General features: G+C 71.3%; 24 protein-coding genes and 1 tRNA gene. 13 read left to right on the top strand and 12 right to left on the bottom strand.

All coding sequences use genetic code 11. From position 1 onward, the window contains the following. Positions 1–28: 28 nt before the first annotated feature. The 3 genes from tesB to AN215_RS15960 all read right to left on the bottom strand — a co-directional run bounded on the left by tesB (position 29) and on the right by AN215_RS15960 (position 2965). The gene (gene tesB / locus AN215_RS15970) at positions 29–919 is read right to left on the bottom strand and encodes an acyl-CoA thioesterase II (protein WP_070013655.1); all 891 of its coding nucleotides are present in this window, start codon (positions 917–919) and stop codon (positions 29–31) included. A gap of 82 nt (positions 920–1001) precedes the next feature. Then, entirely contained in the window at positions 1002–2159 is a 1158-nt protein-coding gene (locus AN215_RS15965) for an acyl-CoA dehydrogenase family protein (RefSeq protein ID WP_070013654.1), read from the bottom strand. Positions 2160–2260: 101 nt separating this feature from the next. After that, a complete protein-coding gene (locus AN215_RS15960; protein ID WP_079123099.1) occupies positions 2261–2965 on the bottom strand; it encodes an SACE_7040 family transcriptional regulator in 705 nt (234 codons plus the stop codon). Positions 2966–3164: 199 nt separating this feature from the next. On the opposite strand from AN215_RS15960, the gene AN215_RS15955 reads away from it, so the two are divergent. Genes AN215_RS15955 through AN215_RS15935 form a run of 5 tightly spaced genes read left to right on the top strand, consistent with a single transcriptional unit; the run spans position 3165 to position 10125 of the window. Continuing rightward, complete coding sequence (locus tag AN215_RS15955) at positions 3165–4799, top strand: carboxyl transferase domain-containing protein (RefSeq protein WP_070013653.1); 1635 nt, start codon at positions 3165–3167, stop codon at positions 4797–4799. A gap of 32 nt (positions 4800–4831) precedes the next feature. Further along, entirely contained in the window at positions 4832–7030 is a 2199-nt protein-coding gene (locus AN215_RS15950) for an acetyl/propionyl/methylcrotonyl-CoA carboxylase subunit alpha (RefSeq protein WP_079123098.1), read from the top strand. Positions 7031–7044: 14 nt separating this feature from the next. Next, positions 7045–8007, top strand: a complete 963-nt coding sequence (locus AN215_RS15945) for a hydroxymethylglutaryl-CoA lyase (protein ID WP_070013977.1) — start codon at positions 7045–7047, stop codon at positions 8005–8007. Positions 8008–8012: 5 nt separating this feature from the next. Further along, the gene (locus AN215_RS15940) at positions 8013–9170 is read left to right on the top strand and encodes an acyl-CoA dehydrogenase family protein (protein WP_070013976.1); all 1158 of its coding nucleotides are present in this window, start codon (positions 8013–8015) and stop codon (positions 9168–9170) included. A gap of 7 nt (positions 9171–9177) precedes the next feature. Next, positions 9178–10125, top strand: a complete 948-nt coding sequence (locus AN215_RS15935) for a DUF4429 domain-containing protein (RefSeq protein ID WP_070013652.1) — start codon at positions 9178–9180, stop codon at positions 10123–10125. Positions 10126–10163: 38 nt separating this feature from the next. On the opposite strand, the gene AN215_RS15930 is transcribed toward AN215_RS15935, so the two are convergent. Beyond that, positions 10164–11789, bottom strand: a complete 1626-nt coding sequence (locus tag AN215_RS15930) for a beta-N-acetylhexosaminidase (RefSeq protein ID WP_070013651.1) — start codon at positions 11787–11789, stop codon at positions 10164–10166. A gap of 351 nt (positions 11790–12140) precedes the next feature. Here AN215_RS15930 and AN215_RS15925 point away from each other — a divergent pair, with 351 nt between their 5' ends. Both AN215_RS15925 and glmS read left to right on the top strand, forming a co-directional pair. Next, entirely contained in the window at positions 12141–12419 is a 279-nt protein-coding gene (locus tag AN215_RS15925) for a hypothetical protein (protein ID WP_070013650.1), read from the top strand. A gap of 145 nt (positions 12420–12564) precedes the next feature. Continuing rightward, positions 12565–14391 carry a glutamine--fructose-6-phosphate transaminase (isomerizing) gene (gene glmS, locus AN215_RS15920; RefSeq protein ID WP_070013649.1) on the top strand — a complete coding sequence of 609 codons (1827 nt, stop codon included), beginning with the start codon at positions 12565–12567 and terminating at the stop codon, positions 14389–14391. A gap of 297 nt (positions 14392–14688) precedes the next feature. On the opposite strand, the gene AN215_RS15915 is transcribed toward glmS, so the two are convergent. Then, positions 14689–15210 carry a universal stress protein gene (locus AN215_RS15915; RefSeq protein ID WP_070013648.1) on the bottom strand — a complete coding sequence of 174 codons (522 nt, stop codon included), beginning with the start codon at positions 15208–15210 and terminating at the stop codon, positions 14689–14691. A 329-nt stretch (positions 15211–15539) separates the two neighbouring features. Between AN215_RS15915 and AN215_RS30405 the strand changes: the two genes are divergently transcribed. The 5 genes from AN215_RS30405 to AN215_RS29270 all read left to right on the top strand — a co-directional run bounded on the left by AN215_RS30405 (position 15540) and on the right by AN215_RS29270 (position 19672). After that, complete coding sequence (locus tag AN215_RS30405) at positions 15540–15995, top strand: hypothetical protein (protein WP_245694519.1); 456 nt, start codon at positions 15540–15542, stop codon at positions 15993–15995. A 402-nt stretch (positions 15996–16397) separates the two neighbouring features. Further along, positions 16398–17783 carry a helix-turn-helix domain-containing protein gene (locus AN215_RS15905; protein ID WP_070013647.1) on the top strand — a complete coding sequence of 462 codons (1386 nt, stop codon included), beginning with the start codon at positions 16398–16400 and terminating at the stop codon, positions 17781–17783. Positions 17784–17807: 24 nt separating this feature from the next. Continuing rightward, positions 17808–18413, top strand: a complete 606-nt coding sequence (gene orn, locus AN215_RS15900) for an oligoribonuclease (protein WP_070013974.1) — start codon at positions 17808–17810, stop codon at positions 18411–18413. Between the two features lie 223 nt (positions 18414–18636). Then, positions 18637–18709: transfer RNA gene (locus AN215_RS15895), tRNA-His, on the top strand. Positions 18710–18934: 225 nt separating this feature from the next. After that, positions 18935–19672: a DUF6069 family protein gene (locus tag AN215_RS29270; protein WP_107374387.1), complete on the top strand. Its 738-nt coding sequence runs from the start codon at positions 18935–18937 to the stop codon at positions 19670–19672. A gap of 118 nt (positions 19673–19790) precedes the next feature. Here the strand turns inward: AN215_RS29270 and AN215_RS15885 are convergent, their stop codons facing one another. From AN215_RS15885 to AN215_RS30765, 5 genes are all read right to left on the bottom strand, one after another. Then, positions 19791–20294 (bottom strand): M23 family metallopeptidase, encoded by a 504-nt coding sequence (locus AN215_RS15885; RefSeq protein ID WP_245694517.1) that lies wholly within the window; start codon positions 20292–20294, stop codon positions 19791–19793. Positions 20295–20680: 386 nt separating this feature from the next. Then, positions 20681–21736 carry a chitinase gene (locus AN215_RS15880; RefSeq protein WP_070013645.1) on the bottom strand — a complete coding sequence of 352 codons (1056 nt, stop codon included), beginning with the start codon at positions 21734–21736 and terminating at the stop codon, positions 20681–20683. A 326-nt stretch (positions 21737–22062) separates the two neighbouring features. Then, positions 22063–23556 (bottom strand): HAMP domain-containing sensor histidine kinase, encoded by a 1494-nt coding sequence (locus tag AN215_RS15875; RefSeq protein ID WP_070013644.1) that lies wholly within the window; start codon positions 23554–23556, stop codon positions 22063–22065. A 16-nt stretch (positions 23557–23572) separates the two neighbouring features. Next, positions 23573–24292: a response regulator transcription factor gene (locus tag AN215_RS15870; protein WP_070013643.1), complete on the bottom strand. Its 720-nt coding sequence runs from the start codon at positions 24290–24292 to the stop codon at positions 23573–23575. 139 nt (positions 24293–24431) lie between these two features. After that, positions 24432–24725: a hypothetical protein gene (locus AN215_RS30765; protein ID WP_338057925.1), complete on the bottom strand. Its 294-nt coding sequence runs from the start codon at positions 24723–24725 to the stop codon at positions 24432–24434. Between AN215_RS30765 and AN215_RS30760 the strand changes: the two genes are divergently transcribed. After that, entirely contained in the window at positions 24724–24900 is a 177-nt protein-coding gene (locus AN215_RS30760) for a hypothetical protein (protein WP_338057924.1), read from the top strand. The two genes, AN215_RS30765 and AN215_RS30760, sit on opposite strands and share 2 nt — an antisense overlap. Positions 24901–24968: 68 nt before the next feature. On the opposite strand, the gene AN215_RS15860 is transcribed toward AN215_RS30760, so the two are convergent. Both AN215_RS15860 and AN215_RS15855 read right to left on the bottom strand, forming a co-directional pair. Then, positions 24969–25943 (bottom strand): spermidine synthase, encoded by a 975-nt coding sequence (locus AN215_RS15860; RefSeq protein ID WP_171904205.1) that lies wholly within the window; start codon positions 25941–25943, stop codon positions 24969–24971. Between the two features lie 48 nt (positions 25944–25991). Continuing rightward, the gene (locus AN215_RS15855) at positions 25992–26375 is read right to left on the bottom strand and encodes a hypothetical protein (protein WP_107374385.1); all 384 of its coding nucleotides are present in this window, start codon (positions 26373–26375) and stop codon (positions 25992–25994) included. Positions 26376–26387 lie beyond the last annotated feature (12 nt).

The following is a 26387-nucleotide window of genomic DNA, read 5'->3' as shown; positions in this document are numbered from 1 at the left end:
CGCCACGCGGCCGCTCCCGCTCACGCGGTCACTCCTGGCCGCGCGGGACCCGTACGACGCCCTCCTGGATCACCGACACCGCCAGCCGCCCGTCACGCGTGAAGATCCGGCCGTGACCGAGCCCGCGTCCTCCTTGCGCCGTCGGGCTGACCTGGTCGTAGAGGAGCCATTCGTCCGCGCGGAAGGGCCGGTGGAACCACATCGCGTGGTCCAGGCTCGCCCCCACGACGTCGCCGACCGCCCAGCCGCCCCGGCCGTGCGCCAGCAGCACCGAGTCGAGCAGCGTCATGTCGGAGACGTATGTGGCGAGGCAGATGTGCAGCATCGGGTCGTCAAGCGGCCCGTCCAGCTTGCCGTTCGTACGGAACCAGACCTGCGAGCGCGGCTCCCGCGGCTCCCCGGCGCTCGCGAACGGAGGCTCGCGCACGTACCGCAGATCGACGGCCGCACGCGCCTTCATCAGCCGCTGCGGCACGTCGGAGCCGCGGAAGAGGGCGGCGTACCGGGGCATCATGTCCTCGGCCGTCGGCAGCGTCTCGGGATCGGGGGCCTGCGGCATCGGCTCCTGGTGCTCCAGCCCTTCCTCGTACGTCTGGAAGGAACTGGAGAGGTGGAAGATCGGCTGCCCGTGCTGGACGGCCACGACCCGGCGGGTGGTGAAGGACCGTCCGTCGCGGATGCGGTCGACGGTGTAGACGATCGGCGCGCCCGGGTCGCCGGGGCGCAGGAAGTACGAGTGCAGGGAGTGCGGGAGCCGCCCCTCGGGCACGGTCCGGCATGCGGCGACGAGTGCCTGCGCGGCGACCTGACCGCCGAACACCCGTGGGACGACGGCCTCCCGGCTGTCGCCCCGGTAGATGTCCTGTTCGACCCGCTCCAGATCGAGCAGGTCGACCAGGGACGTCAGTTCATGGCTCATACAGGCGATTGTGCCCGCGGCGGGCTGCCCGCCGTTACGGCACAGATCACAATCCGGAGCGAAGCGTTCCGGATCACAGTCGTCAGAGCCCCATCGACTTGGCCACGATCGAGCGCATGACCTCGCTCGTGCCGCCGTAGATGCGCGATACGCGGGTGTCCGCGTACAGACTCGCGATCGGGTACTCCAGCATGTAGCCGTAACCGCCGTGCAGCTGCAGGCACTTGTCGATGACACGGGCCGCCAGCTCGGTGGTGAACAGCTTCGCCGAGGCGGCGTCCGCGGCGGTCAGCTCGTCCGCGTCCAGCGCCTCCAGCGCGCGGTCGCACACGGCCTGCATGGCGTCGACGTCGGCCTTGCAGTCGGCGAGCACGAACTTGGTGTTCTGGAACGAGGCGACCTCACGCCCGAAGACAGTGCGGTCGTTCACGTACTCGTGCGCGAAACGCACCGCGGCCGCCGACATGGCGTACGCGCCGATGGCGATGCCCAGGCGCTCCTGCGGCAGGTTGTGCGTGAGGTAGGTGAACGCCTTGCCCGGCTCGCCGAGCATGTCCTCGACCGGCACCTTGACGTCGGTGAAGGAGAGTTCGGCCGTGTCGGAGGCGCGCAGGCCCAGCTTGTCGAGCTTCCGGCCGACCGCGTACCCCTCGCTCTTGGCGTCGACGACGAGGATCGAGATCCCGCCGCGGCGGTCCTCGGGGTCGGGCGGCGACGTACGGCAGCAGACCAGCACGCGGTCGGCCTGCACGCCGCCGGTGATGAAGGTCTTGGCGCCGTTGAGCACGTAGTGCTTGCCGTCCTCCGACAGCCTGGCCGTGGTCTTCATGCCCGCGAGGTCGGAGCCGGTGCCGGGCTCGGTCATCGCGATGGCGGTCATCATGTCGCCGGAGACGAAGGAGGGCAGCCAGCGCTGCTTCTGCTCCTCGTTCCCGTACTTGAGTATGTAGGGCAGGCAGAGCGCCGTATGGACGCTGGAGCCGCCGAAGCTGACGCCGGCGCGCGCGCACTCCTCGGTGATCACGGCGTTGAACTTGAAGCTGTCCTCACCGGCGCCGCCGTACTCCTCGGGGACCTCGATGCCGAAGACGCCCAGCTCGCCCAGCTTCTTGTAGAACTCTCTCGGGACGTGCCCCTGTTCGGCCCACTCCTGGTAGTGGGGTACGGCCTCGGCCTGGATGAAGTCACGGATGGTCTGACGGAACGCCTCGTGATCCTCGTCGAAAACCGTGCGTCGCACTGGCACGCCTCCTCATGTCCCGCTGTGTCGCGCGCCACCCGCCGGATCTGGGCTTTCGACGTTGGCTAAGCGCTTGCTCAGTCAACCAAGCTACCCACGGGTCAGCCGCGCTGTCCAGAGGTCGTACCCGCTGTGGCGCCCGCCTCACCGGCCCCCGTACGGCGGCTGCCGTCTCCGCCCCCGGCGCCGTCCTCGGCTCCGTCCTCGGCCGGGGCCGCGGCCAGGGCGCCGCGCGCGAGCCGGTGCAGGAGCGCGGCCGTGGTCTCGCGGTCGGGCAGCGCGGACGAACCGCTCAGGTGGGGCGTCGAGTTGAGCAGCCCGAAGACGGTGTGCACGGCGACGCGGGCCTCCAGCGACGTCAGCTCCGGATAGATCGCGCGCACCGCGTCGACCCACAGCTCGACGTACTGCCGCTGCAGCTTGCGCACCTGCTTGCGGTCGCTCTCGCGGAGCCTGTCCAGCTCGCGGTCGTGGAGCGTGATCAGCGAACGGTCGTCGAGGGCGAAGTCGATGTGCCCGGCGATGAGCGCGTCGAGGGCGGCCTCCGGCGCGAGGCCCGCAGCCGCCGACTCCTCCACCCGCATGCGTCCGCCCTCGTGCAGCCGCTCGCTGATGCCGACGAGGAGCTCGGCGAGCATCGCGTCCTTGCCCGCGAAGTGCCGGTAGAGACCGGGGCCGCTGATGCCGACCGCGGCTCCTATCTCGTCGACACCGACACCGTGGAAGCCGCGCTCGGCGAATAGACGGGCAGCCTCCCGCAGGATCTGCTCGCGGCGGGTGGGGGTGGACCCCGTCTGCGTGCTCATGAATCCATTCTAGACAGGAGGGTTAGCGAGCGTTAACCTGGTGGACAGTGGTTAATGGCCGTTAACCGCCGCCCAATACAAGGCGCGAGCGAGCACGAGCCGGTACCGGGCGGCAGAAGGAGCGAGGGGGCGCGAGGTGAGGCACGAGCAACCGCAGCCCGCAGCGGGGCGGACGGCCGTCCCGGAGGCGGTATCGGGAGTGGCGGGGCCGGCACCGGCGCTGGCGAGCAGCATCGACACGGCCTCCGAGGCCTGCCGGTCCAACGAGGCGGCGCACCGTGAGCTGGCCGCTCAGCTGCGCGAGAAGCTGGCCGCCGCCAGGCTGGGCGGCGGCGAGCGGGCCCGCGCGCGGCACACCGAGCGGGGCAAGCTCCTGCCGCGCGACCGCGTGGACACCCTTCTCGACCCCGGCTCGCCCTTTCTGGAGATCGCGCCCCTCGCGGCGGAGGGGATGTACGGAGGCGCGGCGCCGGCCGCGGGCGTGATCGCGGGCATCGGCCGGGTCTCCGGGCGCGAGGTGGTCGTCGTCGCCAACGACGCCACGGTCAAGGGCGGCACGTATTACCCGATGACGGTCAAGAAGCACCTGCGCGCCCAGGAGATCGCCCTGGAGAACAGGCTGCCGTGCGTCTATCTCGTCGACTCGGGCGGCGCGTTCCTGCCGATGCAGGACGACGTGTTCCCCGACCGGGAGCACTTCGGCCGGATCTTCTACAACCAGGCGCGCATGTCCGGGGCGGGCATTCCGCAGATCGCCGCGGTGCTCGGCTCGTGCACGGCCGGCGGTGCGTACGTACCGGCGATGAGCGACGAAGCGGTGATCGTGCGCAGCCAGGGCACGATCTTCCTGGGCGGTCCGCCGCTGGTGAAGGCCGCCACCGGCGAGGTCGTCACCGCCGAGGAGCTGGGCGGCGGCGAGGTGCACAGCCGGATCTCCGGTGTGACGGACCATCTCGCCGAGGACGACGCCCATGCGCTGCGGATCGTCCGGCACATCGCGGGCACGCTGCCCGAGCGCGGGCCGCTGCCCTGGTCCGTGCTCCCTTCGCGGCCGCCGGCCGTCGACCCTTCGGGGCTGTACGGGGCGGTGCCCGTCGACTCACGCACGCCGTACGACGTGCGCGAGGTCATCGCCCGCGTGGTGGACGGCTCCCGGTTCCAGGAGTTCAAGGCCGAGTTCGGGACGACGCTGGTCACCGGCTTCGCCCGTGTCCACGGCCATCCGGTCGGCATCGTCGCCAACAACGGCATCCTCTTCTCCGAATCGGCCCAGAAGGGCGCGCACTTCATCGAGCTCTGCGACCAGCGCGGCATCCCGCTGCTCTTCCTGCAGAACATCTCCGGCTTCATGGTCGGCAGGGACTACGAGGCGGGCGGCATCGCCAAGCACGGCGCGAAGATGGTGACGGCCGTGGCGTGCACGAGGGTGCCGAAGCTGACGGTCGTCATAGGCGGTTCGTACGGCGCGGGGAACTACTCGATGTGCGGCCGCGCCTACAGCCCCCGCTTCCTGTGGATGTGGCCGAACGCGAAGATCTCCGTGATGGGCGGCGAGCAGGCCGCCGCCGTACTGGCGACCGTCAAGCGTGACCAGCTGGAGGCACGCGGCGAGGAGTGGAGCACCGAGGAGGAGGCGGAGTTCCGCGCCCCGGTGCGCGCCCAGTACGAGGAGCAGGGCAGCGCCTACTACGCGACGGCCAGGCTCTGGGACGACGGCGTGATCGACCCGCTGGAGACGCGGACGGTTCTGGGCCTCGCGCTCACCGCCTGCGCCAACGCACCGCTGCCGGCGAAGGATCCCGCGGGGCCCGCCTTCGGCGTCTTCCGTATGTGAGGGGCTGCATCGTGAAGGATGGGACATCGACCATGTTCGACACCGTGCTGGTTGCCAACCGCGGCGAGATCGCGGTGCGGGTGATCCGTACCCTGCGGCAGCTGGGCATCACCTCCGTCGCCGTCTTCAGCGACGCGGACGCCGACGCGCGCCATGTGCGGGAGGCGGACAGGGCGGTGCGCATCGGGCCCGCACAGGCCGCGTCCAGCTATCTCTCGGCTGAGCGGCTGCTGGAGGCCGCGGCCCGTACCGGCGCTCAGGCCGTCCACCCGGGTTACGGCTTCCTCGCGGAGAACGCCCCCTTCGCACAGGCCTGTTCGGACGCCGGTCTGGTCTTCGTCGGCCCGCCGGCCCCCGCCATCGAGCTGATGGGCGACAAGATCCGCGCCAAGGAGACGGTGCAGGCGGCGGGCGTTCCCGTCGTGCCCGGCTCCTCCGGGTCGGGCCTGAGCGATGCCGAACTGACCGCCGCCGCACGGGAGATCGGCATGCCCGTGCTGCTGAAGCCCTCGGCGGGCGGCGGCGGCAAGGGCATGCGCCTGGTGCGGGACGAGGCGGCCCTGCCGGACGAGGTCGCCGCTGCGAGGCGCGAGGCCCTGGGCTCCTTCGGCGACGACACCTTGCTGGTGGAGCGCTGGATCGACTCCCCGCGCCACATCGAGATCCAGGTACTCGCCGACGGTCACGGCAACGTGGTGCATCTCGGCGAGCGCGAGTGCTCTCTGCAGCGCCGCCACCAGAAGATCATCGAGGAGGCTCCGAGCCCGCTGCTGGACGAGGCGACGCGGGCGGCGATGGGCGAGGCCGCCGTGGAGGCCGCCCGTTCCTGCGGGTACCGCGGCGCGGGCACGGTGGAGTTCATCGTCCCGGGCGGCCCTCAGGGCGGCGGGTCCTCCCCGCATGAGGACGGCGCCCACCGTCCCTACTACTTCATGGAGATGAACACCCGCCTCCAGGTCGAGCATCCCGTCACGGAAATGATCACGGGCGTCGACCTGGTCGAGTGGCAGCTGCGGGTGGCCGCAGGAGAGCCGCTGCCCTTCGGCCAGGCAGGCATCGCCCTGAACGGTCACGCGGTCGAGGCGCGCATCTGCGCCGAGACGGCCCTGCTCCAGGGGGACAGGGTGGACTTCCTGCCTTCGGCGGGCACGGTTCTGCTGCTCCGTGAGGCCGAAGGCCAGGGCGTACGCACGGACTCGGGGCTGCTGCCGGGCACCGAGGTCGGCACGACGTACGACCCGATGCTGGCCAAGGTCATCGCGCACGGGCCGGACCGGCCCACGGCGCTGCGCAGGCTGCGCGCCGCCCTCGCGGAGACGACGGTGCTCGGCGTGGAGACCAACACCGGTTTCCTGCGGCGGCTCTCGGGACATCCCGACGTCGCCGCGGGCGCCCTCGACACCGGCCTGGTCGACCGCACGGCGGCCTCGCTTGTGCCCCGCGAGATCCCCGATGAGGTCTATGCGGCGGCCGCCCTGCTGCGCCATGCGGCACTCGAACCTGAAACGTCCACGGCTGCCTGGACGGACCCCTTCTCGGTGCCTTCGGGCTGGCGTCTCGGCGGTGAACCGGCCTGGACGGCACACCACTTGCGGGTGCCGGGGCACGACCCGGTCGCCGTCCACGTACAGGGGCCGGCGAGCGACGCGCGGGTCCGGGTCGGCGACGGTGAGCCCCGCACGGCCCGGCTCGTCGACGACGGCGCGGCGCACGGGCTGCACCTAGAGTGGGACGGCACCACTCTCCGGCTCGCCCACGCCGCCTCCGCCACGGGCCACTGGCTCGGCCGCGACGGCGACAGCTGGCACATGCAGGACCACGACCCCGTGGCGGCCGCCCTGCGCGGCGGCGCCGGGGCACACGGTGCGGACGCCCTGACGGCGCCCATGCCCGGCACGGTAACCGTGGTGAAGGCCGCCGCCGGCGACAAGGTGACGGCGGGCCAGAGTCTGCTCGTCGTCGAGGCGATGAAGATGGAGCACGTCATCACCGCCCCCTACGACGGCACAGTCACCGAACTGGACGTCACGGCGGGAAGCACCGTCGCCATGGACCAGGTGCTCGCCGTCGTCGAGCCGCATCCCCCGGCGTCCTCCACCGGCGACGCGGACCAGGACCAGGACCAGGACCAGGCTCAGGACCACGGCCGGAACCAGGGCCAGGAACCGGTCCGCGAAAAGGACCGGGACAAGGCCACGGGCCCGGAGACGGGCAAGGAGGTGGAGGTGTGATCGAGGGTCTGCCCATGCGGTTCACCGGCGACGGCCTCCCGTCCCGGGTTCGCATCCACGAAGTCGGCCCGCGCGACGGCCTGCAGAACGAGCAGGCGACCGTCCCCGTCGAGGTGAAGTCCGAGTTCATCCACCGGCTGCGCGAGGCGGGGCTGGAGACCATCGAGGCGACGAGCTTCGTGCACCCCAAGTGGGTCCCCCAACTCGCCGACGCCGAGGAGCTGATGCCGCTCCTCGGCGACCTGCCGCAAGACCTGCGGCTGCCGGTCCTGGTGCCCAACGCACGGGGCCTCGACCGGGCGTTCGCCCACGGCTGCCGGCACATCGCCGTCTTCGCCAGCGCCACCGAGTCCTTCGCGAGGGCCAACCTCAACCGCTCCCTGGACGAGTCACTGGCGATGTTCGAGCCCGTGGCCGCCCGCGCCAAGGCGGAGGGGCTGTGGGTGCGCGGCTATGTGTCCATGTGTTTCGGCGATCCGTGGGAAGGCGCCGTCCCGCCCGCGCAGGTGGCCGGAGTCTGCCGCGCGCTGCTGGACATGGGCTGCGACGAGCTGAGCCTCGGCGACACCATCGGCGTCGCCACGCCCGGCCATGTCGCGGCGCTGCTCGGCGAGCTGGCCACCGCGGAGGTTCCCGCGGCCCGTACCGCCGTCCACTTCCACGACACCTACGGCCAGGCCCTGTCCAACACCCTCACCGCGCTCCAGCACGGCGTGACCACCGTCGACGCCTCCGCGGGCGGTCTCGGCGGCTGCCCGTACGCGAAGAGCGCCACCGGAAACCTCGCGACCGAGGACCTCGTCTGGATGCTGCAAGGTCTCGGCATCGAGACCGGGGTCGACCTCGCCCGTCTGACGGCCACAAGCGGCTGGATGGCGGACCGGCTGGGCCGTCCCAGCCCTTCACGCACCGTGCGCGCGCTCACCGGCGCCGGCACGGATACCGGCTCCCGTCCGAACTCCCACAAGGAGCAGTGACCACCATGTCTCTCGACCACCGTCTCTCTTCCGAGCACGAGGAACTCCGCCGCACAGTCGAGGAGTTCGCGCAGAAGGTCGTCGCCCCGAAGATCGGCGAGTTCTACGAGCGGCACGAGTTCCCGTACGAAATCGTGCGCCAGATGGGCGAGATGGGCCTGTTCGGGCTGCCCTTCCCCGAGGAGTACGGCGGCATGGGCGGCGACTATCTCGCGCTCTGCCTCGCCCTGGAGGAGCTCGCCCGCGTGGACTCCTCGGTGGCCATCACCCTGGAGGCCGGCGTCTCCCTCGGCGCCATGCCGGTCTTCCGGTTCGGCACCGAGGAGCAGAAGCGCGAGTGGCTGCCCCGGCTGTGCTCCGGGGAGATGCTGGGCGCCTTCGGCCTGACCGAACCCGAGTGCGGTTCGGACGCCGGCGGCACCCGTACAACGGCGGAGCGGGATGGGGAAAGCTGGGTGATCAACGGCTCGAAGTGCTTCATCACCAACTCCGGTACGGACATCACCGGTCTGGTCACCGTCACCGCCGTCACGGGCCGCAAGGAGGACGGGTCGCCGCGGATCTCGACGATCATCGTGCCGTCCGGCACCCCCGGCTTCACGGTCGCCGCCCCCTACTCGAAGGTCGGCTGGAACGCCTCGGACACCCGCGAGCTGTCCTTCACCGACGTACGGGTCCCGGCGGCGAATCTGCTGGGCGAGGAGGGCCGCGGCTACGCCCAGTTCCTGCGCATCCTCGACGAGGGCCGGATCGCCATCTCCGCGCTGGCCACGGGGCTCGCACAGGGCTGCGTCGACGAGTCCGTCAGCTATGCCAAGACCCGGCAGGCGTTCGGCAAGCCGATCGGTGCCAACCAGGCGATCCAGTTCAAGCTGGCCGACATGGAGATGCGGGCGCACACGGCCCGTATCGCCTGGCGTGACGCGGCGTCCCGGCTGACTCTCGGCGAACCGTTCAAGAAGGAGGCGGCGCTGGCGAAGCTCTACTCCTCGGAGATCGCCGTCACCAATGCCCGCGAGGCCACCCAGATCCACGGCGGCTACGGCTTCATGAACGAATACCCGGTGGCCCGCATGTGGCGCGACTCCAAGATCCTCGAGATCGGCGAGGGCACGAGCGAGGTCCAGCGGATGCTGGTGGCCAGGGAGCTCGGCGTCGGATAATCGCAGCATGGCGGAAATCATCCAGCGCACGGGCACCTGGACATTCGACGGGGAGACGATCCGGATCGTCCCGGCCGCGGGGAAGCAAGTGCCGCCCCTTCGCAAGTCACTGGGCGAGGTGGCTGTTCCCCTCATGGCCGTCTCCGGCATCGCGTACGAACCCGGACGGAAGGGCGGCCGGCTCAGGCTGCGGCTGCGCGAAGGCGCTGACCCGCTCGCCCAGGTGGCGAGCGGGCGGCTGCCGGACGGCTCCGATCCGTACCAACTGGCGGTGGAGCGGGACCGCGAGGGCGTCGCCGAGTACTTCGTGGAAGAGCTCCGCCGTGCCCTGCTGCTGGACGAGGTCCCGGACACGCCCTGCGACCGCTATCTGCTGCCCGGGCCGTCCGTGCCGCTGACGGCGAGCGGCACCGACGGCACCGTCTCCTTCGACGGCGAGCGCATCCAGCTCGACTGGAACTGGATGGCCGCTGAGAGCAAGTCGCATGCGGGGCCGCGCCTCCTCGCTCTCGACGAACTGGACGGCGTGGAGTGGACGCCCGCGATCGGCTGGGAGAACGGCTCACTGCGGTTCCGCCCGAAGGGCAGGCCCCCCGTCCTCAAGCCCGAACACGACCCCAACTGCCTGCTGCTGTGGGGCATTCGGCAGGCCCGTGAGACGGGCGGCTCGGTGCTGCTCGCCGCCGCGGTGACGGCCCGGCTGCCGCACCCCGCCGCGGCACAGCCCCACCAGGGAGGAGGCCCGGCAGTGCCGCCCGCTGCCCCGTCTCTCTCCAAGGGCGGCGGGACCGCGGCGTACGCGCCGGGAGCAGCGGGCACGGACGGCACCGCGGACGTCTCCGACCATGACGGGCTGCTGCGCCGCCTGCGTGAGCTCGGCGAACTGCACCGCGAAGGCGTGCTCACCGACGAGGAGTTCACCACGGCCAAGAAGGCCCTCCTCGACCGCTTCTGAGGCCCCTCGCTCGCGCACAGGCCCCGCCGGGCGGCCCGTCAGCGGCTGCCGCCCGGCCAGGGCACCTGCGGTGAGCGCCAGTACTCCATGCCCAACTGCTCCCACCGCGGGCCCTGTTCGGCCAGCCGTTCCCGGTAGCCCTCCCAGCCGAGCGCCGACTCGGGCGACCAGCCCAGTTCCGCGATGCCGGGAAGCCGCGGGAACGCCATGAACTCGATGTGTTCGCTGTTCTCCAGCGTTTCCGACCACAGCGGCGCCTCGACCCCCAGCACGGCGCCCTCGGGCGCTCCCTCGATGTAGCTGCCGGGTTCCCAGCTGTAGGACTGCTCCGCCTCCACATAGCCCGCCCAGTGCAGCCCGAGTGGCGTGTCCTCGTTGTACTGCATGTCGAGGTAGGCACGGTTGGCAGGCGAGAGGATCAGCTTCGTCCCCTTCTTCGCCGCCTCCACGACCTCCGGTTCGTCCGCGGCCCCGCTCGTCCCCCAGTACTGCGCCACGGCGCCCTCGGCCGGCTTCGCACCGGTGAGCTGGTGCCAGCCGATCACCGTCTTGCCGTACTTGGCGACAGTCTTCTGGGCCCGCTCCATGAAGGCGACGTAGTCCTCGTGGCTCGTCGAGTGCGCCTCGTCGCCGCCGATGTGCAGATAGCGGCCCGGCGTCATCTCGGCCAGCTCACGCACCACGTCGTCCACGAAGTCGTACGTCACATCGAGCGGCACGCACAGGGAGCTGAAGCCCACCTCGATGCCCGTGTAGCGGGGCGGCGCGACGCCGTCGCAGTTGAGCTCCGCGTACGAGGCGAGCGCCGCGTTGGTGTGCCCCGGCATGTCGATCTCGGGGACGACGGTCAGCTCGTGCTCGTCGGCGTAGCGGATGATCTCCCGGTAGTCGGCCTTGGTGTAGTGGCCGCCGGGGCCGCCGCCGACCTCGGTCCCGCCGCCGTACGTCGCCAGCCGCGGCCAGGAGTCGATGGCGATCCGCCAGCCCTGGTCGTCGGAGAGGTGCAGATGCAGCTTGTTGATCTTGTACATGGCGAGCTGGTCGATGTAGCGCTTGACCTCCTCGACGCTGAAGAAGTGCCGCGAGACGTCGAGCATCGCGCCCCGGTAGGCGTACCGCGGCCGGTCGGTGACCGTGCCGCCCGCCACCTGCCACGGGCCCGGCTGCTCCGTACGCGACTCGATCTGCGGGGGCAGCAACTGGCGCAGCGTCTGCATCCCGTGGAAGAGTCCCGTGCCGGTGGGCGCGCTGATCACGGCCGCCTTCGGGGAGACCTTCAGCCGGTAACCCTCCGCGCCCAGCCCGGACTTGCCGGACTTCCCGGGCGACTTCCCGCCCGTGAGCCGCAGTTGGATGCCGTCACGGCCCGGCTGTGTGGTGACGGGCAGCCGGTAGCCGGTGGACGGGCGCAGCAGCCCCGCCAGTTGGTCCGCGACGCGGCGCGCCTCGCCGGAGGAGCCGGTCACACGGATGACCGTCCTGTCCGTGATGGTGAAGGCCCCGCCGCCCTCCCGTACGGATTCGGGCGCCGGCACCACGTGGCCCAGCGGCGTGGGCTGCCGCTCGCGGGGGCCTGGGTTCTCGGCGGCCGCGGCAGCCGTCGAGCCGGGGAGGACGGTGACGAGGAGAGCGGCGCACAGCAGCAGCGGCCGGATTCGTCTCACGGACGGTCCCTTCGGTGGGCGTCGTGCATGGGGCCCACGCGGCGTCGCCACGCGGGCCGGGGTCATGTGCGTGGTGCAGACGAACGGACACACGTGTATCGCGCCCCTCACTCCGGGTCAAGGTGTAGACCACTCGCCGCCGCCCCGGGGCAGGCGGGGTCGCGGCCCGCGGCAGCTCTCCCGTCACCCTCGTCCTCCTCATCACTCCCGCTGCCCCCGTCACCCCCGTCACCCCCGTCCGACCCGGAGGCATCCGGTCACCACGGGGTCGCACACAGCTATCTTCGACACACGTGCCCGATATCGGGCAAGTTTCTTGCGTTCCTCGCGCCGAGCGCTCAATATCAAGGTGTGCTCGAAGTGCGTACGCCGGTCCACGACGACCTCATCGACCATCTGGTCCGCACGACACCGCTCCAGCGCGGTGAGGCGGCCCGGATCGTCCTGGACGTACTGGCGTACTTCGACGAGACGACCGAGGAGTTCGTACGCCGCCGCCATCGCGAGCTGCAGTCCAGGGGGCAGAACAACACGCAGATCTTCGCCCGCATCTCGTCCGAGCTGCCGCACCGCGCGGTGGCACCGCCGGATCTCTCGCTGCGGCAACTGCGCCGCATCGTCTACGGATGACCGGGGACGGACGGCGTCCGCCCGCCGGCGGCACCCCGCGGACGACGAAGACCGGCGGCCGGACCTGAGGCCCGGCACAGCACACAACAGCAACGAGACCAGCCCACCACCGAGTGGAAACCGACGAGGAGAGGCAACAGCCAATATGTGCGGAATCGTGGGATATATCGGCCGACGCGAGGTTGCTCCGCTCCTGCTGGAGGGGCTGCAGCGCCTGGAGTACCGGGGATACGACTCCGCCGGCATCGCCATCCACAGCAGCGGGACGGGCAGGAACGCGGGCCTGAAGACCGCGAAGACCAAGGGCCGCGTGCGTGACCTGGAGGAGCGCGTCCCCGCGAAGTTCGCGGGCACCACCGGCATCGCCCACACCCGCTGGGCCACCCACGGCGCCCCCAACGACGTCAACGCCCACCCTCACCTGGACAAGGACGAGAAGGTGGCCGTCGTCCACAACGGCATCATCGACAACGCCTCCGAGCTGCGCGCCAAACTCACCGCCGACGGCGTCGTCTTCGTCTCCGAGACCGACACCGAGGTCCTCTCCCACCTGATCGCCCGCGCACAGGCCGAACGCCTGGAGGCCAGGGTCCAGGAAGCGCTGCGGATGGTCGAGGGCACGTACGGGATCGCGGTGCTGCACGCGGACTTCCCCGACCGCATCGTCGTGGCACGCAACGGCTCGCCCGTCGTGCTGGGCATCGGCGAGCACGAGATGTTCGTCGCCTCGGACGTCGCCGCGCTCGTCTCGCACACCCGCCAGGTCGTCACACTGGACGACGGCGAGATGGCCACCATCAAGGCCGACGACTACCGCACCTACACCACCGAGGGTTCGCGCACCTCGACCTCGCCCGAGACGGTGGAGTGGGCCGCCGAGTCCTACGACATGGGCGGCCACGACACCTACATGCACAAGGAGATCGCCGAGCAGGCCGACGCCGTCGACCGCGTGCTGCGCGGCCGCATCGACGAGCGCTTCGCGACCGTCCACCTCGGCGGCCTCAATCTAGACGCCCGCGAGGCGCGCAGCATGCGCCGCGTGAAGATCCTCGGCTGCGGCTCGGCCTACCACGCGGGCATGATCGGCGCGCAGATGATCGAGGAACTGGCGCGGGTGCCCGCGGACGCGGAGCCCGCCAGCGAGTTCCGCTACCGCAACGCCGTCGTCGACCCCGACACCCTCTACATCGCGGTCAGCCAGTCCGGCGAGACCTACGACACGCTCGCAGCCGTGCAGGAGCTCAAGCGCAAGGGCGCGCGCGTGCTGGGTGTGGTGAACGTCGTGGGCTCCGCCATCGCGCGTGAGACGGACGGCGGCGTGTACGTGCACGCGGGCCCCGAGGTCTGCGTCGTATCGACAAAGTGCTTCACCAACACGGCAGTTGCCTTCGCGCTGCTCGCCCTGCACCTGGGCCGCATCCGCGACCTGTCCGTCGCCGACGGCAAGCGGATCATCGAGGGACTGCGCCGCCTGCCCGGGCAGATCGACGAGATCATGCGCGCTGAGGACGACATCAAGAAGCTCGCGCAGGACTACGCGGAGGCGAAGAGCATGATGTTCGTCGGCCGTGTACGGGGCTACCCCGTGGCCCGCGAGGCGTCCCTGAAGCTCAAGGAGGTCTCGTACATCCACGCCGAGGCCTACCCGGCCTCCGAGCTGAAGCACGGACCGCTCGCGCTGATCGAGCCCGCGGTGCCGACGGTGGCGATCCTCCCGGACGACGAACTCCTCGACAAGAACAGGGCGACGCTGGAGGAGATCAAGGCCCGCAGCGGCAAGATCCTCGCCGTGGCGCACCAGGAGCAGGAGAAGGCGGACCACACGATCCTGGTCCCGCGCAACGAGGTCGAGCTGGACCCTGTGCTCATGGGCATTCCGCTCCAACTGCTCGCCTACCACACGGCGTTGGCCCTCGGCCGGGACATCGACAAGCCGAGGAACCTGGCGAAGTCCGTCACGGTGGAGTAGCCGGACGGGGCGCGGCGAGCGCAGAAAGCGGCGGGCGGAATCCCGCGCGGGCCACCAACCACGCGGGATTCCGCCTCCCCTTGCCGGCGTCGCCCATAACGCCGGCAGGTTGCCGTCCCACGGGACCGTCACCTCCCGTGCGACAGCACGCTCTTCATATGTACGGAAGTCCCGTGCCCCCTATATGCCCCTCACAAGCGCACAATCCACATGCCGCGTCGAGAAGATTCGGCGCCGGACAAAAACGGAACACCCTCCGCACAGGGCGCAATTGGGCACCGTCCGCCCGCGGGAGCGTTACGGGATCACCACGACCGGGCGCTCGGCCCGCCGCGCCAGCCGTCCCGCCACCGAGCCGAAGATCCGCCCCGCGAGACCGTGCGTCGAACCGACGACGATGGCGTCCGCCTCGTATTCGTGTCCGACCTCTTCCAGCTCGTGGCAGATGTCGCCGCCGCGCTCGACGAGGATCCAGGGAACCTCGGAGAGGTGTTCCGCGCAGGCGAGTTCGAGCCCGAGCACCTCCGTGCGGTGGTCGGGCACATCCACGAAGACGGGCGGCTCACAGCCGGCCCACACGGTCGTCGGCAGCCTGTTGGCCACGTGGACGATGATCAGGCCGGAACCGGACCTGTAGGCCATCCCGATCGCGTACGCGAGAGCACGTTCACTCGACATGGAACCGTCGAAACCCACCACCACGCCGTGCTGGAAGGCCGGATCGCATGAGTGGCGTGCCTCTTCCGCCGCCTCATCGGTCGCACTCGGCTCTGCGACCTGCTTGCGGTCCGCTGGTTCGGGGATCTCGTGTCCGGCCATGTGTGTCTCGGCGAAGGGAGTCCTCTGTGCGGAGGGAGCGGCGGTTGACTGTGGGCTTCCGTACGGAAATCGGCATCCTGGCGGTGCTGAACGCCCGGCGTGAATCCGGCCATCAGGCCGTCCGAAGGGCGCTCTCCAGCCTCTTACCCGTAAGGGTACGACCAGACTCCCCCCTTGCCCAGGGGCGCTGGGAGGGACCGGCCGCTGCGGGCTGACCCCGGAGCATGCCTGAGGGATCGGCTCGGCGCAACGCCCGGCTTCGCCCCTTACCCCCAACAGGCATCCGGATACGCGGAGTTACGTTCCTGTCGACGCTGCGTTATCACTGCGTGCCCACACAGACTCCCCGACGGGGCGGGGGCCGGCGCCGCCTCCCCTCCTCCGCGGCGCTCCTCTCCTCCGCGGCGCCGCCCTCCGCCGTGTTCCTCTCCCGTCCCGGCGCGGACCACGACGACGATCCCGCCCCCGACACGGAGAGCGCGGCACGCACCTCTGTCGCCGCGGGCGCGCTCGTCCGCTGGGGCGCCTTCAGCTGCGCACTGACCCCGGTCACGCTTGTGACCTGCGGTGTCTCCTTCCTGGCCGCGCTCGGCGCAGCCGCAGGGCTCGCCGTCGTCACGGCGGTGTGCGGTGTGCTTCTGCACCTGTCCCAGCACGCGTACGCACAGCACGGCCTCCGCCGCTTCACCGACGGCAGGCCGGGGCCGCACCGGGGACGTCACAGCCGTACCGGGACGGGTCTGCACAGGGGCGGACGGCACTGGGGACACCCGGGTGAGCCGTAGCGGCCGAATTGCACCGGCGTACGCCGGTGCACGGAGGCGTACGCACACGTTGTGTCCGAATCCCACATGCGGTCCCCGTGATTTTCGGCCAATCTTGTTACTGGTCGCGGCAGTTGGGACTGCAACTTCGCCACCCCCCGCCACCTGCGAGGAAAGGACCGACGGGCACGTGTGGCGCCTACGGCGGCGGGGCAGGGACGGCATGCGCACTTCCCAGTGGCGTCACCGGATGGAACGCTTCGTGATCGAACGCTTCACGCCAAGTTGCCTTGTCGACATAGCACCGAGTGTCGAACTTGTCCCAACGACATCGTCCGACACAGTAGATTCGATCTTGGCTATCGCCGCGGGGGAAACGCGCAGGACCGAGAGGACGCGACGATTGAGGGGGGCTGACTACCGGTGAGCGTTCCAAAGAGCCATCAGGACTCGACGAACGGCCCGGCGACGACCCGCAAGCTGGCCGCACGGCGGCGCCGGGAGATCGTGTCGGTGCTGCTCTTCAGCGGTGGTCCCATCTTCGAGAGCTCCATACCGCTCTCCGTCTTCGGCATCGACCGCCAGGACGCAGGGGTCCCCCGCTATCGGCTTCTGGTGTGTGCGGGGGAGGACGGGCCGCTGCGTACGACCGGCGGGCTCCAACTGAGCGCTCCCTACGGGCTCGACGCGCTGTCCCGCGCGGGCACCGTCGTCGTCCCGGCCTGGCGGTCGATCACGCAGCCGCCGCCGGCCGCCGCCCTCGAGGCCCTGCGCAGGGCGCACGAGGAGGGGGCGCGCCTCGTCGGCCTCTGCACCGGGGCGTTCGTGCTCGCCGCCGCCGGACTCCTGGACGGACGCCCCGCGACGACCCACTGGATGTACGCACCGACGCTCGCCAAGCGCTATCCCTCCGTGCACGTCGACCCCCGCGAACTCTTCGTGGACGACGGCGACATCCTCACCTCCGCGGGCACCGCCGCCGGAATCGACCTGTGCCTGCACGTCGTACGCAACGACCACGGGTCCGAGGCGGCGGGTGCCCTCGCCCGCCGCCTGGTGGTACCGCCCCGCCGCGGCAGCGGGACGGAGAGCGGAGGTCATCCCCGCCATCTGGACCGCTCTTTACCGGAGGAGATGGGCGCGGACCCGCTCGCCGAGGTCGTCGCGTGGGCGCTGGAGCATCTTCACGAGCAGTTCGACGTGGAAACGCTGGCTGCTCGCGCGTACATGTCCCGCCGCACCTTCGACCGGCGCTTCCGCTCCCTGACGGGCAGCGCACCCCTCCAGTGGCTGATCACGCAGCGTGTGCTGCAGGCACAGCGGCTGCTGGAGACCTCCGACTACTCGGTCGACGAGGTCGCGGGGCGCTGCGGGTTCCGTTCGCCGGTGGCGCTGCGGGGGCACTTCCGGCGTCAGCTGGGCTCGTCACCGGCCGCGTACCGCGCCGCGTACCGCATCCGGCGTCCGGACGGCGGGAACGGAGCCGGCGGCGGGCACGCGGAGGACGACGCAGGAGCGGGTGGCGGGGAGGCCGGCGGCCGCTCCGGGGCGCAGGGCGCTCACGGCACCCACGGTGCTCAGGCCGCATACGGTGAGGCGGGTGGCCCCGGCGGCTCCGGCAACGGCCCGGGCGGCGGCACCGGCACCGGCGGCGACCGCGTGCTGCACGCGGCGGGCCAGTACGTCCCGCGCGAGCTGCGGGACACCGCCCGCGCACACCGGGACTCCCGCCACGACGCCACCGAGCCCGGCAAGCCGGAGTCGGACGCATGGGCTCCGAGGTTGCCGGGACAACGGGGCCGCGGCTGACTGCGTGGACGTAGGGTGAAGCGCATGAATGACCGCATGGTGTGGATCGACTGCGAGATGACGGGCCTCTCGCTGGCGGACGACGCGCTCGTGGAGGTGGCCGCTCTCGTCACCGACTCCGAGCTGAACGTACTCGGGGAAGGCGTCGACGTCGTCATCCGTCCTCCGGCGCGGGCACTGGCCTCGATGCCGGAGATCGTCCGCGAGATGCACACCGCATCCGGCCTGCTGGACGAACTCGACGACGGCACGACGCTGGCCGACGCCGAGGAGCAGGTCCTCGCCTACGTCCGCAAGCACGCCCCGGAGGCGGGCCGGGCCCCGCTCTGCGGCAACTCGGTCGCCACCGACCGCGGCTTCCTCGCCCGGGACATGGCCGACCTGGAGGCGCACCTCCACTACCGCATCGTGGACGTCTCCTCCATAAAGGAGCTGGCCCGCCGCTGGTATCCGCGTGCGTACTTCAACAGCCCGCCGAAGAACGGCAACCACCGGGCACTCGCGGACATCCGCGAGTCGATCGCGGAGCTGCGCTACTACCGCGAGGCGGTTCTCGTCGCGCCGCCCGGCCCGGACTCGGACACCGCGAAGAAGATCGCCGCCAAGCACGTGGTCCCGCCCGCTGAGTGAGGGACGGCGGTCCGGGCGTCCCCGGGCCCCGTCCCGTGGCGTCCGGTCGCAGGCCGGTCGCAGTCCGGGTCCGGTTGCGGGCAGTTGCGGGCATTGCGCGGCAGTTCCCGGTGCTGTGTGGTCCCGTTCGAGCCCCTTCGGGTGGGCCAGAACCCGTGCGCGAGCATCCCGCCGCACCCTGTACACTCTTTCTCGGCCGGACGGAAAGAGCGAGCCGGTCGTGGTGGATGTAGCTCAGCTGGTAGAGCACCTGGTTGTGGTCCAGGAAGTCGCGGGTTCAAGTCCCGTCATTCACCCTCGTCGATCACGGCCCTCACCTGGGGAGACCCGGGCGGGGGCCTTTTTCGTGCGCCCGCGCGCGCCCGCTGACGGCCGCGCACCGCGCGTCGCCCTCATGCCGCGGTCGTACGGCCGCGTGGGTGAGCCGTGCCCGCGCTGGGGATGCGGCGGCCGCGGGGCGGACCGAGCCTGGTGGGAGCGGACCACGGTCCGGGGAGGCCCAGGGAGAGGACTCGATACACATGGCAGGTCCACACGACCCGAACGGCCCTCAGGACCCTCGCAATCCGCACGGCCGGCCGGGACAGCACGGGCGGCCCGGACAGCCCGGACAGCCCGGTCGGCAAGGCCCTGGCGCCGGGCCCGGCGGGGGTCCGCACGGCGCCCCGGAGCGGGACGGCCCGTTCGAGCCCTTCGAACCGGCACCCGGTTACGGCTCCGCGGCCCGCTACCCGGACCCGTACGACGAGTCCGGCACATACGTACCGGAGAAGCGGACCAACGGCTTCAACCACGACCGCCCGCCCGGCGGCCACCGCCGCCGCGTCAGCTTCGCGCGGCTGTGGGCGGGCGGCGTCGCCGTGGCGCTGGTGGCCGCGCTCGCGGCGGCCGTCGCGCTGCTGCTCGTACGCGGAGTGCTGGACATCCCGGTCTTCGCCCCCGAGCAGGAAGGCACCATGGAGCTCACCTCCACCGGTCAGCTCGCGCTGGGCTCGGCCCTCGCCGCTCTGGCGGCCACGGCGGTGCTGCATCTGCTGATGCTGGCGACGCCGCAGCCGGGCCGGTTCCTCGGGTGGATCATCGCGCTGGGCACGGCGGCCGTGATGCTGATGCCCTTCACCTCCACCGCCGGCTGGGAGGCGAAGGCGGGCACCGCCGGTGTCTACCTCGTGATCGGCGTCGTCATCGGCACGCTGCTGGCGACGGTCGCGCGCACCGCCGCCGGGCGCGAGGCCCCTCGCGACGGCGACCGCGGCTGACTGGCGACCGCCGGCTCTGCGCCCGATCGCCGCACGGACCGCCTCGTGGCAAGGCCCTCACCGGGACGCCTCTCCGGTGAGGGCCTCATGCTGGCCCCGCGGGATGCCGCTTCACGGGCTACGCGATGCGGACACCGTGCCGGGCCAGGTAGGTGACGGGGTCGACTTCCGTGCCGTAACCCCGCTTGGCGCGTACCTCGAAGTGCAGATGCGGGCCGGTCGACCGGCCGGTGTTGCCGGATTCGCCGAGTACGGTGTTCGCGCGGACGACGCGCCCCAGCCGTACGGTGATCTTCGAGAGGTGCGCGAAGAGGACGTGCTTGCCGTCCTTCATGTGGACGATCACGGCATTGCCGTACGAGCCTGCTTCCCCGGCGAGTTCGACTCTGCCGGTGCCGACTGACCGGACGGTGGTTCCCGTCGGTGCGGCGAAGTCGACGCCCGTGTGATGTCCTGCCGCCCATCCGCCGGGGACTCCCCAGCGCTCCGAGATGCGGGCGGCCTTCGTTATGGGACGTGCGTAGGAGGGTGCCGGTTCGCTGAGGGTGACGCGCTCGCGGCCCTCCCCCGGACGCCCGACGTCGTCCGACGCCGGAGCCAGATTGTGGGGCCGGCTGTTCACCGACGCCGAGCCGGCGAAGCCGCATATGGATACGGCCGCTGCGAGCCCGCCGGTCAATATCCTCCGCACGATGCCTGAATCACGCCGCGTCTGAGGTGTCATACCTGGCAGCAAAGGACACCGGCAGGGCGCCCGCACCCGGGCGCTGTCCGGAGGAGTGACCATCCCGACGCCCCGTCACCCTCAGGGGTCAGGTGAGGTGTGACGGAGCGCCGGGACGAGTAGGGGACCCGCCTGGGGTCCTGAAGGGTCCGGGAACCCGGTATTCAGAAGGAGCTGTATTCAGAATGAAAGGGTGGGGCGAAGCGGGGTGTGGGGGGAAGGCGCCACGCCCCACCCTGGTCCGGGAGCCGGCCGCGCACGGCCGGCTTCGGGTGGGAGGCCGGTCAGCCGGTGAAGCCCTTGGCGAACGCGTCCGCTTCCTGCTCGATGCTCGAACAGGTCGGGTCCGCCTCGTCCTTGGGGCCGCCCGGGCAGGCCTTGTCCCTGGTGGCCGACCACATCGAGAGCCAGCCCAGGTTCTTCTCGTCCGCGAACTTCTTCACCTCGGCCGCGTCGTCCGTCTTGAAGATCTCGACGGGGACGTCGTTGACGCCGATCATCGGGGTGACGGCCACGGTCTTCCACGCCTTGGCGTCGTCCTCGATGCCCAGCGCCGTCTTGACCTGCTTCTGGGTGGCGGTGGCGGCGTCGATGGCGTACTTACCCATGTCGCCGTCGTAGGACGGGCCGTAGTCCATGGCCATGATGTTGACCGCGGAGATCTTCACCCCGTTCTTCTTGGCGTTCTCCAGCAGGCCCGTGCCGTCCTGTGTCAGCCCCTCGGGGAGCACGGGCAGGGTGAAGGAGACGTCCAGGTCCTTGTGCTTCTTCTGGAGCTGGGCGATCGCCTGGGCGCGGCGGGTGTTGGCCTCGGTGTCGGGAAGGGCGGCACCCTCGATGTCGAAGTCGGCCTTCTTCAGGGCGAAGGCTTCGATGACCTTGCCGTACGCCTTGGCCAGTTCGTCCGCCGAGTCGCAGGCCAGGCCGAGTTCGGAGCCGGCCGCGCCGCCGAAGGAGACCCTCACGTCTCCGCCCTTGGCCCGGAATTCCTCGATCTGCTTCGCCACGGCGTTCTCACCGAGGTCCTGGGTGCCGCCCCACTTGGGGACACAGCCGCCGCCCGAGGTGATGAAGGCCAGGTTGAACTCCTTCACACCCGTCTTCTCGGAGCTCTTGATGAGGTCGTAGGAGGGCTCGAGCGAGGTGTCGACGTACGGCGCGAAGGTGCCTGCCGCCGCGGGCTTCGCCTTGCTCGCGCTGCCCTTCTCCTCCTCGCCGGCGCTCGCGTTCCCGGCGAACGCGAAGGCGGCGCCGGCGACCGTCGCGGCAGCGGCTGCCGCCGCGGCGAGCTTCACTTTGCGGCTGGTCCGGGAGGGCTGTGCTGCAGGGGTGTTCGTCATCGTCGGGGTGCCTCATCAGGTGGGGGTGATGGTACGGACCTGAGGCAAACTAGCGGGGCCGAGCCGGACAATTCGCTTGTTACGGGCGGGAGTTGAGGAACTTAGGCCGCGCTTAAGGGAGGGCAAGGGTCCGGTTAGGGAACGGGGCACCCGTGCCGCGGCCCCGGCGCACGGACGAGGTCGTCGTTCGCCGAGCGGCACGGTGCCGCTCGGGCCGCTCGGGCCGCTCGGGCCGCTCGGGCCGCTCGGGCCGCTCGGGCCGCTCGGGCCGCTCGGGCCGCTGGGAGCCTTCACCCGCTGCCTCGCTCCCGCGCTCCGCCCGCGCGCTAGCCCCGGCCCAGGGGGAGGCGGGTCCGGCGCTCGCGTTCGGGGCGGCGACGGCCCCGGCCGCGGCGGCGCCGCTCCGCCTCGCCGCCGTCCAGCGTCAGCCACACCCGTATCTCGGTGCCGCCCAGCACGGACGGTCCGATGCGTACGTCACCGCCGGTGGACTCCGCGACCCTGCGCACGATGTCCAGGCCGAGCCCGGTCGACCCCGGCTTGCCGTCGCCGTGGCCGCGGCGAAGCGCGGCGTCCGGGTCGGCTATGCCGGGGCCCGCGTCGGAGACGAGCACGATCACCGAGTTGCTCGCCGGTCCGCCGTGGTGGACGTCCACGGAGAAGGCCGTGCTCACCGGCGTGTGACGGAAGACGTTGCCGAGCATCGCGTCCAGGGCCGCGGCGAGTTCACTCCGGGCGACCGGCACCCGGACCGGACGCTCCACACCGGCCAGCCGCGCCTCCCGTCCCTCGTCCTCGGCGAGTGCCGACCAGAACGCCATGCGTTCCCGTATCACTTCCGCCGCGTCGCAGGCCGCGGACTCGATGGCCCCCGTCGTCTGGACCCGCTGCTCCCGCTGCTCGCGGGCGGTGCTGATGATGTGGTCGACCTCGCTCTCCAGCTTGGCGACGGCCTCCCGGGTGTGTTCCGCGGCGTCGCCGTCGCCGAGCGAGGCGGCGTTCAGACGCAGCACCGTCAGCGGCGTACGGAGCCGGTGCGACAGGTCGGCCGCCAACTCCCGTTCATTGGCGAGGAGTTGTACGACCTGATCGGCCATGGCGTTGAACGCCACGGCGGCGGACCGCAGTTCGCTCGGCCCGTCCTCGGGCACCCGCACGCCCAGCTTGCCCTCCCCCAGGGAGTGCGCGGCGGCCGCGAGACGCCCCGCCGGGCGCACCATGAGCGTCCCGAGCCGGTCGGCGACGGCCACCGACCCGAGGATCAGGGCGATGCCGACGCCCGCGAGGATCAGCCATGACGTGGTGACGTTGTGGGTCACCTCGTCGTTCGGGATGAACACCTCGACGACGGCGAACTCACCGCTGGCGACCGCGGTGGGCCGCAGCAAGGTGTAGCCGCCGGGCACCATGACGGTCGAGGCGCGGCCCTGGCGCCTTGCCGTCTCCAGCTGCTTCTGGGTGGCACGCTGCCGGCCCACCTCGACGGCGCTGTCCGGACCGGCTGCTCCGGCCCTCGCGGACCCCTTCGAGGAGTTCGAGGAGTTGGAAGAGTCCGAGGACTTCGAGGGCGACGGGGCCTGCGGCACATGTACGGCGAGCCGGCCCTCGCCGCCCGCCTCCGTGCTGACCACGGCCCGCTCGAGCTCCTGCCGGTCCGTCGTGATCGCCAGCACCGGACCGACGGTGGCCGCCTGCCGCTCGGCGTTGGAGAACGCACGGTCCCGCGCCGTCTCCTTCACGACGAGCCCCAAGGGCACGGCGAAGGCGATCACCACCATGACTGTCACGGCGAGGCACACCTTCACCAGTGCCCATCTCATGCCCGTATTTCCTTTCTCACGGCCGCGCCTCCGTCGGCGCCTCGAGCTTCACCCCGACGCCGCGGATGGTGTGCAGGTAGCGCGGACGGGCCGCCGTCTCGCCCAACTTGCGGCGCAGCCAGGAGAGATGGACGTCGATGGTCTGGTCGTCGCCGTAGGACTGCTGCCAGACCTCGGCCAGCAGCTCCCTGCGCGCCACGACCACACCCGGCCGGCCGGCGAGAAATGCCAGCAGGTCGAACTCGCGCCGGGTGAGATCCAGCAGCGCGCCGTCGAGCTCGGCCTGCCGCCGCAGCGGGTCGATGGCGAGGCCGCCCACCCTCAACACACGCTCCGTGACCGTGCCCTGGCCGCCGCCCCCGCCTGCCGTCGCGCCCTGTGAGCGCCGCAGCACCGCGGACATGCGGGCGGAAAGGTGTTCCACGGAGAAGGGCTTGACCAGGTAGTCGTCCGCACCGTCGTTGAGCAGGCGGACGATCTCGTTCTCGTTGTCGCGGGCCGTGGCGACGATCACGGGTACGTCCGTGATGCCGCGCAGCATCTTCAGCGCCTCCGCGCCGTCCAGGTCGGGAAGGCCCAAATCGAGGATCACGACGTCGAATCCGTATTGGGCGACCTCGCGCAGCGCCTCCAGCGCCGTGCCGACGCTGCGCACCACGTGCGAGGCGTCCTTGAGGTGCCGGATGAGGGCGGAACGTACGAACTGGTCGTCCTCGACCACGAGCACTCGGGCCATGTGCGAACGTTAGTCCATACCGGGACGTGAGTACGCAGGTTGCAGCTATGGTGACAGTGATGGGACGACGAACACTCGTGCACGCGACGGCTTGGATGCTGGCGACAAGCGGCGCAGTGACGCTGTCCTGGTTCGGGGTTCACACGGTCCTGGCAGGCACCGAGTACGAGCCGCCGCGTTCGCTGCCCATCGCGGACGGTTCGTCGTCCACGACGGGCCCCGGAGCGCCGTCCCCGCAGCAGCCGGAGCCGGCGCCGTCCCCCTCCAAGTCCTCACCGCCGGAGAAACCGCGGCCGACCGCCTCCCCTTCCGCGCCCGGCGGCGGTGAGCAGACGACGAAACCGCCGTCCAGGCCCACGGAGCCGGCCGACCCGCCGGAGTCGGGGAAGGTGGAGGGTGCCAGCGTCGCGGGCGGCCGCGCCGTCTTTGACATGCGCGACGACTACGCGACGTTGGTGTCCGCGACGCCCAACGACGGCTGGGACATGCAGGTCTGGAAGGACTCCACCTGGATCCGGGTGACCTTCTCCAAGGACGGGGCGTCCTCCTCCGTCTTCTGCCGCTGGGACGGGGCGCCGCCGCGCATCGAGTCGTACGACAACGGCTGAGGCAGAGCACGCGGGAGCGCGAGTACGTACGCGGGTACGCCGGCGAGCGCACCGGAGCCCCGGGCGGGTCAGCCGAAGGTTCCTTCAGGCGGTACCGGTGAGGGCTTCGCCGTCGCGTCGGTGACCGGCACGGCGCCGCCCGCGAAGCCGTCGAGCGTGCCGCCCGACTCCACCCGCCCCGGGTGCGGGTCGCCCGCCGAGCGCCGGGTCAGCTCCGCGACGGGCAACTCACGGTCGGCTGCGACGAGTACGGCGTTGCCGAAGCGCTTCCCGCGCAGCACGGCGGGATCGGCCACGAGAGCAGCCGAGGTGAACACCTCGCGCACCGTGGCGACTTGTGAGCGCAGATGCTCCAGCGGCCGGCGCCCCCGCCCACGGGCCGTCCCGCCGCCGTCGCCGCCCGGCCCGTCGGCGATGTTCGCGGCGTACAGTCCGTCCGGGCGCAGCACACGCCGTACTTCGTGGAGGAATTCGGTGCTGGTCAGATGCGCGGGCGTGCTCGCGCCGGTGAAGACGTCGGCGATGACGAGGTCCGCCCACCGCACCGGGAGTCTGCCCAGGCCCTCACGGGCGTCGCCGCCGCGTACGCGTATGCGCCAGCCACGTTCCAACGGCAGGGCGGTGCGCACCCATGCGGCGAGCGCCGTGTCCCGCTCGACGACCTGCTGCGTGGAACGGGGCCGGGTGGCCGCGACGTAACGGGCGAGGGAGAAGGCTCCGCCGCCCAGGTGCAGCACGTGCAGCGGACGTCCCGGCGGCGCCACGAGGTCGATGACGTGACCGAGTCTGCGCTGGTACTCGAACCCGAGGTGGGAGGGGTCGTCCAAGTCGACGTAGGACTGCGGCGCTCCGTCCAGCAGCAGCGACCAGCCGTGCGCGCGGTCGGGATCGGGGACGAGCTCCGCGTGACCCCCGTCGACCTGTGCGCTCAGCGTCTCGCGCGCCCCCCGCGCACGGCCGCCCCTGCCACGGTCACCGCCGCGGTCACTGCCGCGGGCGCCGTCACGGGCACCGTTGCTCCGCCGTTGTCCGCCCTTCGCCACATGCCCAGTATCGCCGGAGTCCGGGGAGCCCGGCTGCTCAGGGGCTGTTCACTGGCAGCGGTCGGCGGCCTCGATCGTGCGGGCGGCCTCGCCCAGCGCGGCCCGCAGCAGCGACGCGTCGGTGGCCACCCCGAACGCCCACTCCGGAGGTACGAGCCACCCCGTGCCGGCAAGTGGCGGGTCCTGCGCGACCGTTCGGGGCCGGCCGGGGGTCTGGGTGCAGGCGCTGCCGGGCAGGTCCCAGCAGGCGGCGGTGCCCGGCGGCACGAGGAAACCGAGAGTGTCCCCGTCACCGTCGCACAGCAGCACCGGGCCCAGCCCGTCCCGGAGACGCAGGATGTCGACGGCCTCCAGGCCCTGCCGGGCGGGCACAGTCACCAGATCGCAGGGCACACCGCCGGAAACGGTGCGGACTCCTAGGCCGGTGTCCATCGGGACCCCTCC

It is taken from the genome of Streptomyces abyssalis (assembly GCF_001751365.1).
In the GTDB taxonomy this organism is placed as follows: domain Bacteria; phylum Actinomycetota; class Actinomycetes; order Streptomycetales; family Streptomycetaceae; genus Streptomyces; species Streptomyces abyssalis.
Note: the sequence above shows the minus strand (reverse complement) of the source record. Positions and strands in the feature narration are given on the sequence as shown.

Coding starts and splice junctions, on each gene's coding strand:
- AN215_RS15915 (WP_070013648.1), bottom strand. CDS start 15,210: ATGGCCGGACACGAGATCCCCGAACCAGCGGACCGCAAGCAGGTCGCA.
- orn (WP_070013974.1), top strand. CDS start 17,808: ATGAATGACCGCATGGTGTGGATCGACTGCGAGATGACGGGCCTCTCG.
- AN215_RS15950 (WP_079123098.1), top strand. CDS start 4,832: ATGTTCGACACCGTGCTGGTTGCCAACCGCGGCGAGATCGCGGTGCGG.
- AN215_RS15945 (WP_070013977.1), top strand. CDS start 7,045: ATGCGGTTCACCGGCGACGGCCTCCCGTCCCGGGTTCGCATCCACGAA.
- AN215_RS15940 (WP_070013976.1), top strand. CDS start 8,013: ATGTCTCTCGACCACCGTCTCTCTTCCGAGCACGAGGAACTCCGCCGC.
- AN215_RS15960 (WP_079123099.1), bottom strand. CDS start 2,965: ATGAGCACGCAGACGGGGTCCACCCCCACCCGCCGCGAGCAGATCCTG.
- AN215_RS15875 (WP_070013644.1), bottom strand. CDS start 23,556: ATGAGATGGGCACTGGTGAAGGTGTGCCTCGCCGTGACAGTCATGGTG.
- glmS (WP_070013649.1), top strand. CDS start 12,565: ATGTGCGGAATCGTGGGATATATCGGCCGACGCGAGGTTGCTCCGCTC.
- AN215_RS15855 (WP_107374385.1), bottom strand. CDS start 26,375: ATGGACACCGGCCTAGGAGTCCGCACCGTTTCCGGCGGTGTGCCCTGC.
- AN215_RS15880 (WP_070013645.1), bottom strand. CDS start 21,736: ATGACGAACACCCCTGCAGCACAGCCCTCCCGGACCAGCCGCAAAGTG.
- tesB (WP_070013655.1), bottom strand. CDS start 919: ATGAGCCATGAACTGACGTCCCTGGTCGACCTGCTCGATCTGGAGCGG.
- AN215_RS29270 (WP_107374387.1), top strand. CDS start 18,935: ATGGCAGGTCCACACGACCCGAACGGCCCTCAGGACCCTCGCAATCCG.
- AN215_RS15935 (WP_070013652.1), top strand. CDS start 9,178: ATGGCGGAAATCATCCAGCGCACGGGCACCTGGACATTCGACGGGGAG.
- AN215_RS30760 (WP_338057924.1), top strand. CDS start 24,724: ATGCGCGACGACTACGCGACGTTGGTGTCCGCGACGCCCAACGACGGC.
- AN215_RS15870 (WP_070013643.1), bottom strand. CDS start 24,292: ATGGCCCGAGTGCTCGTGGTCGAGGACGACCAGTTCGTACGTTCCGCC.
- AN215_RS30765 (WP_338057925.1), bottom strand. CDS start 24,725: ATGTCAAAGACGGCGCGGCCGCCCGCGACGCTGGCACCCTCCACCTTC.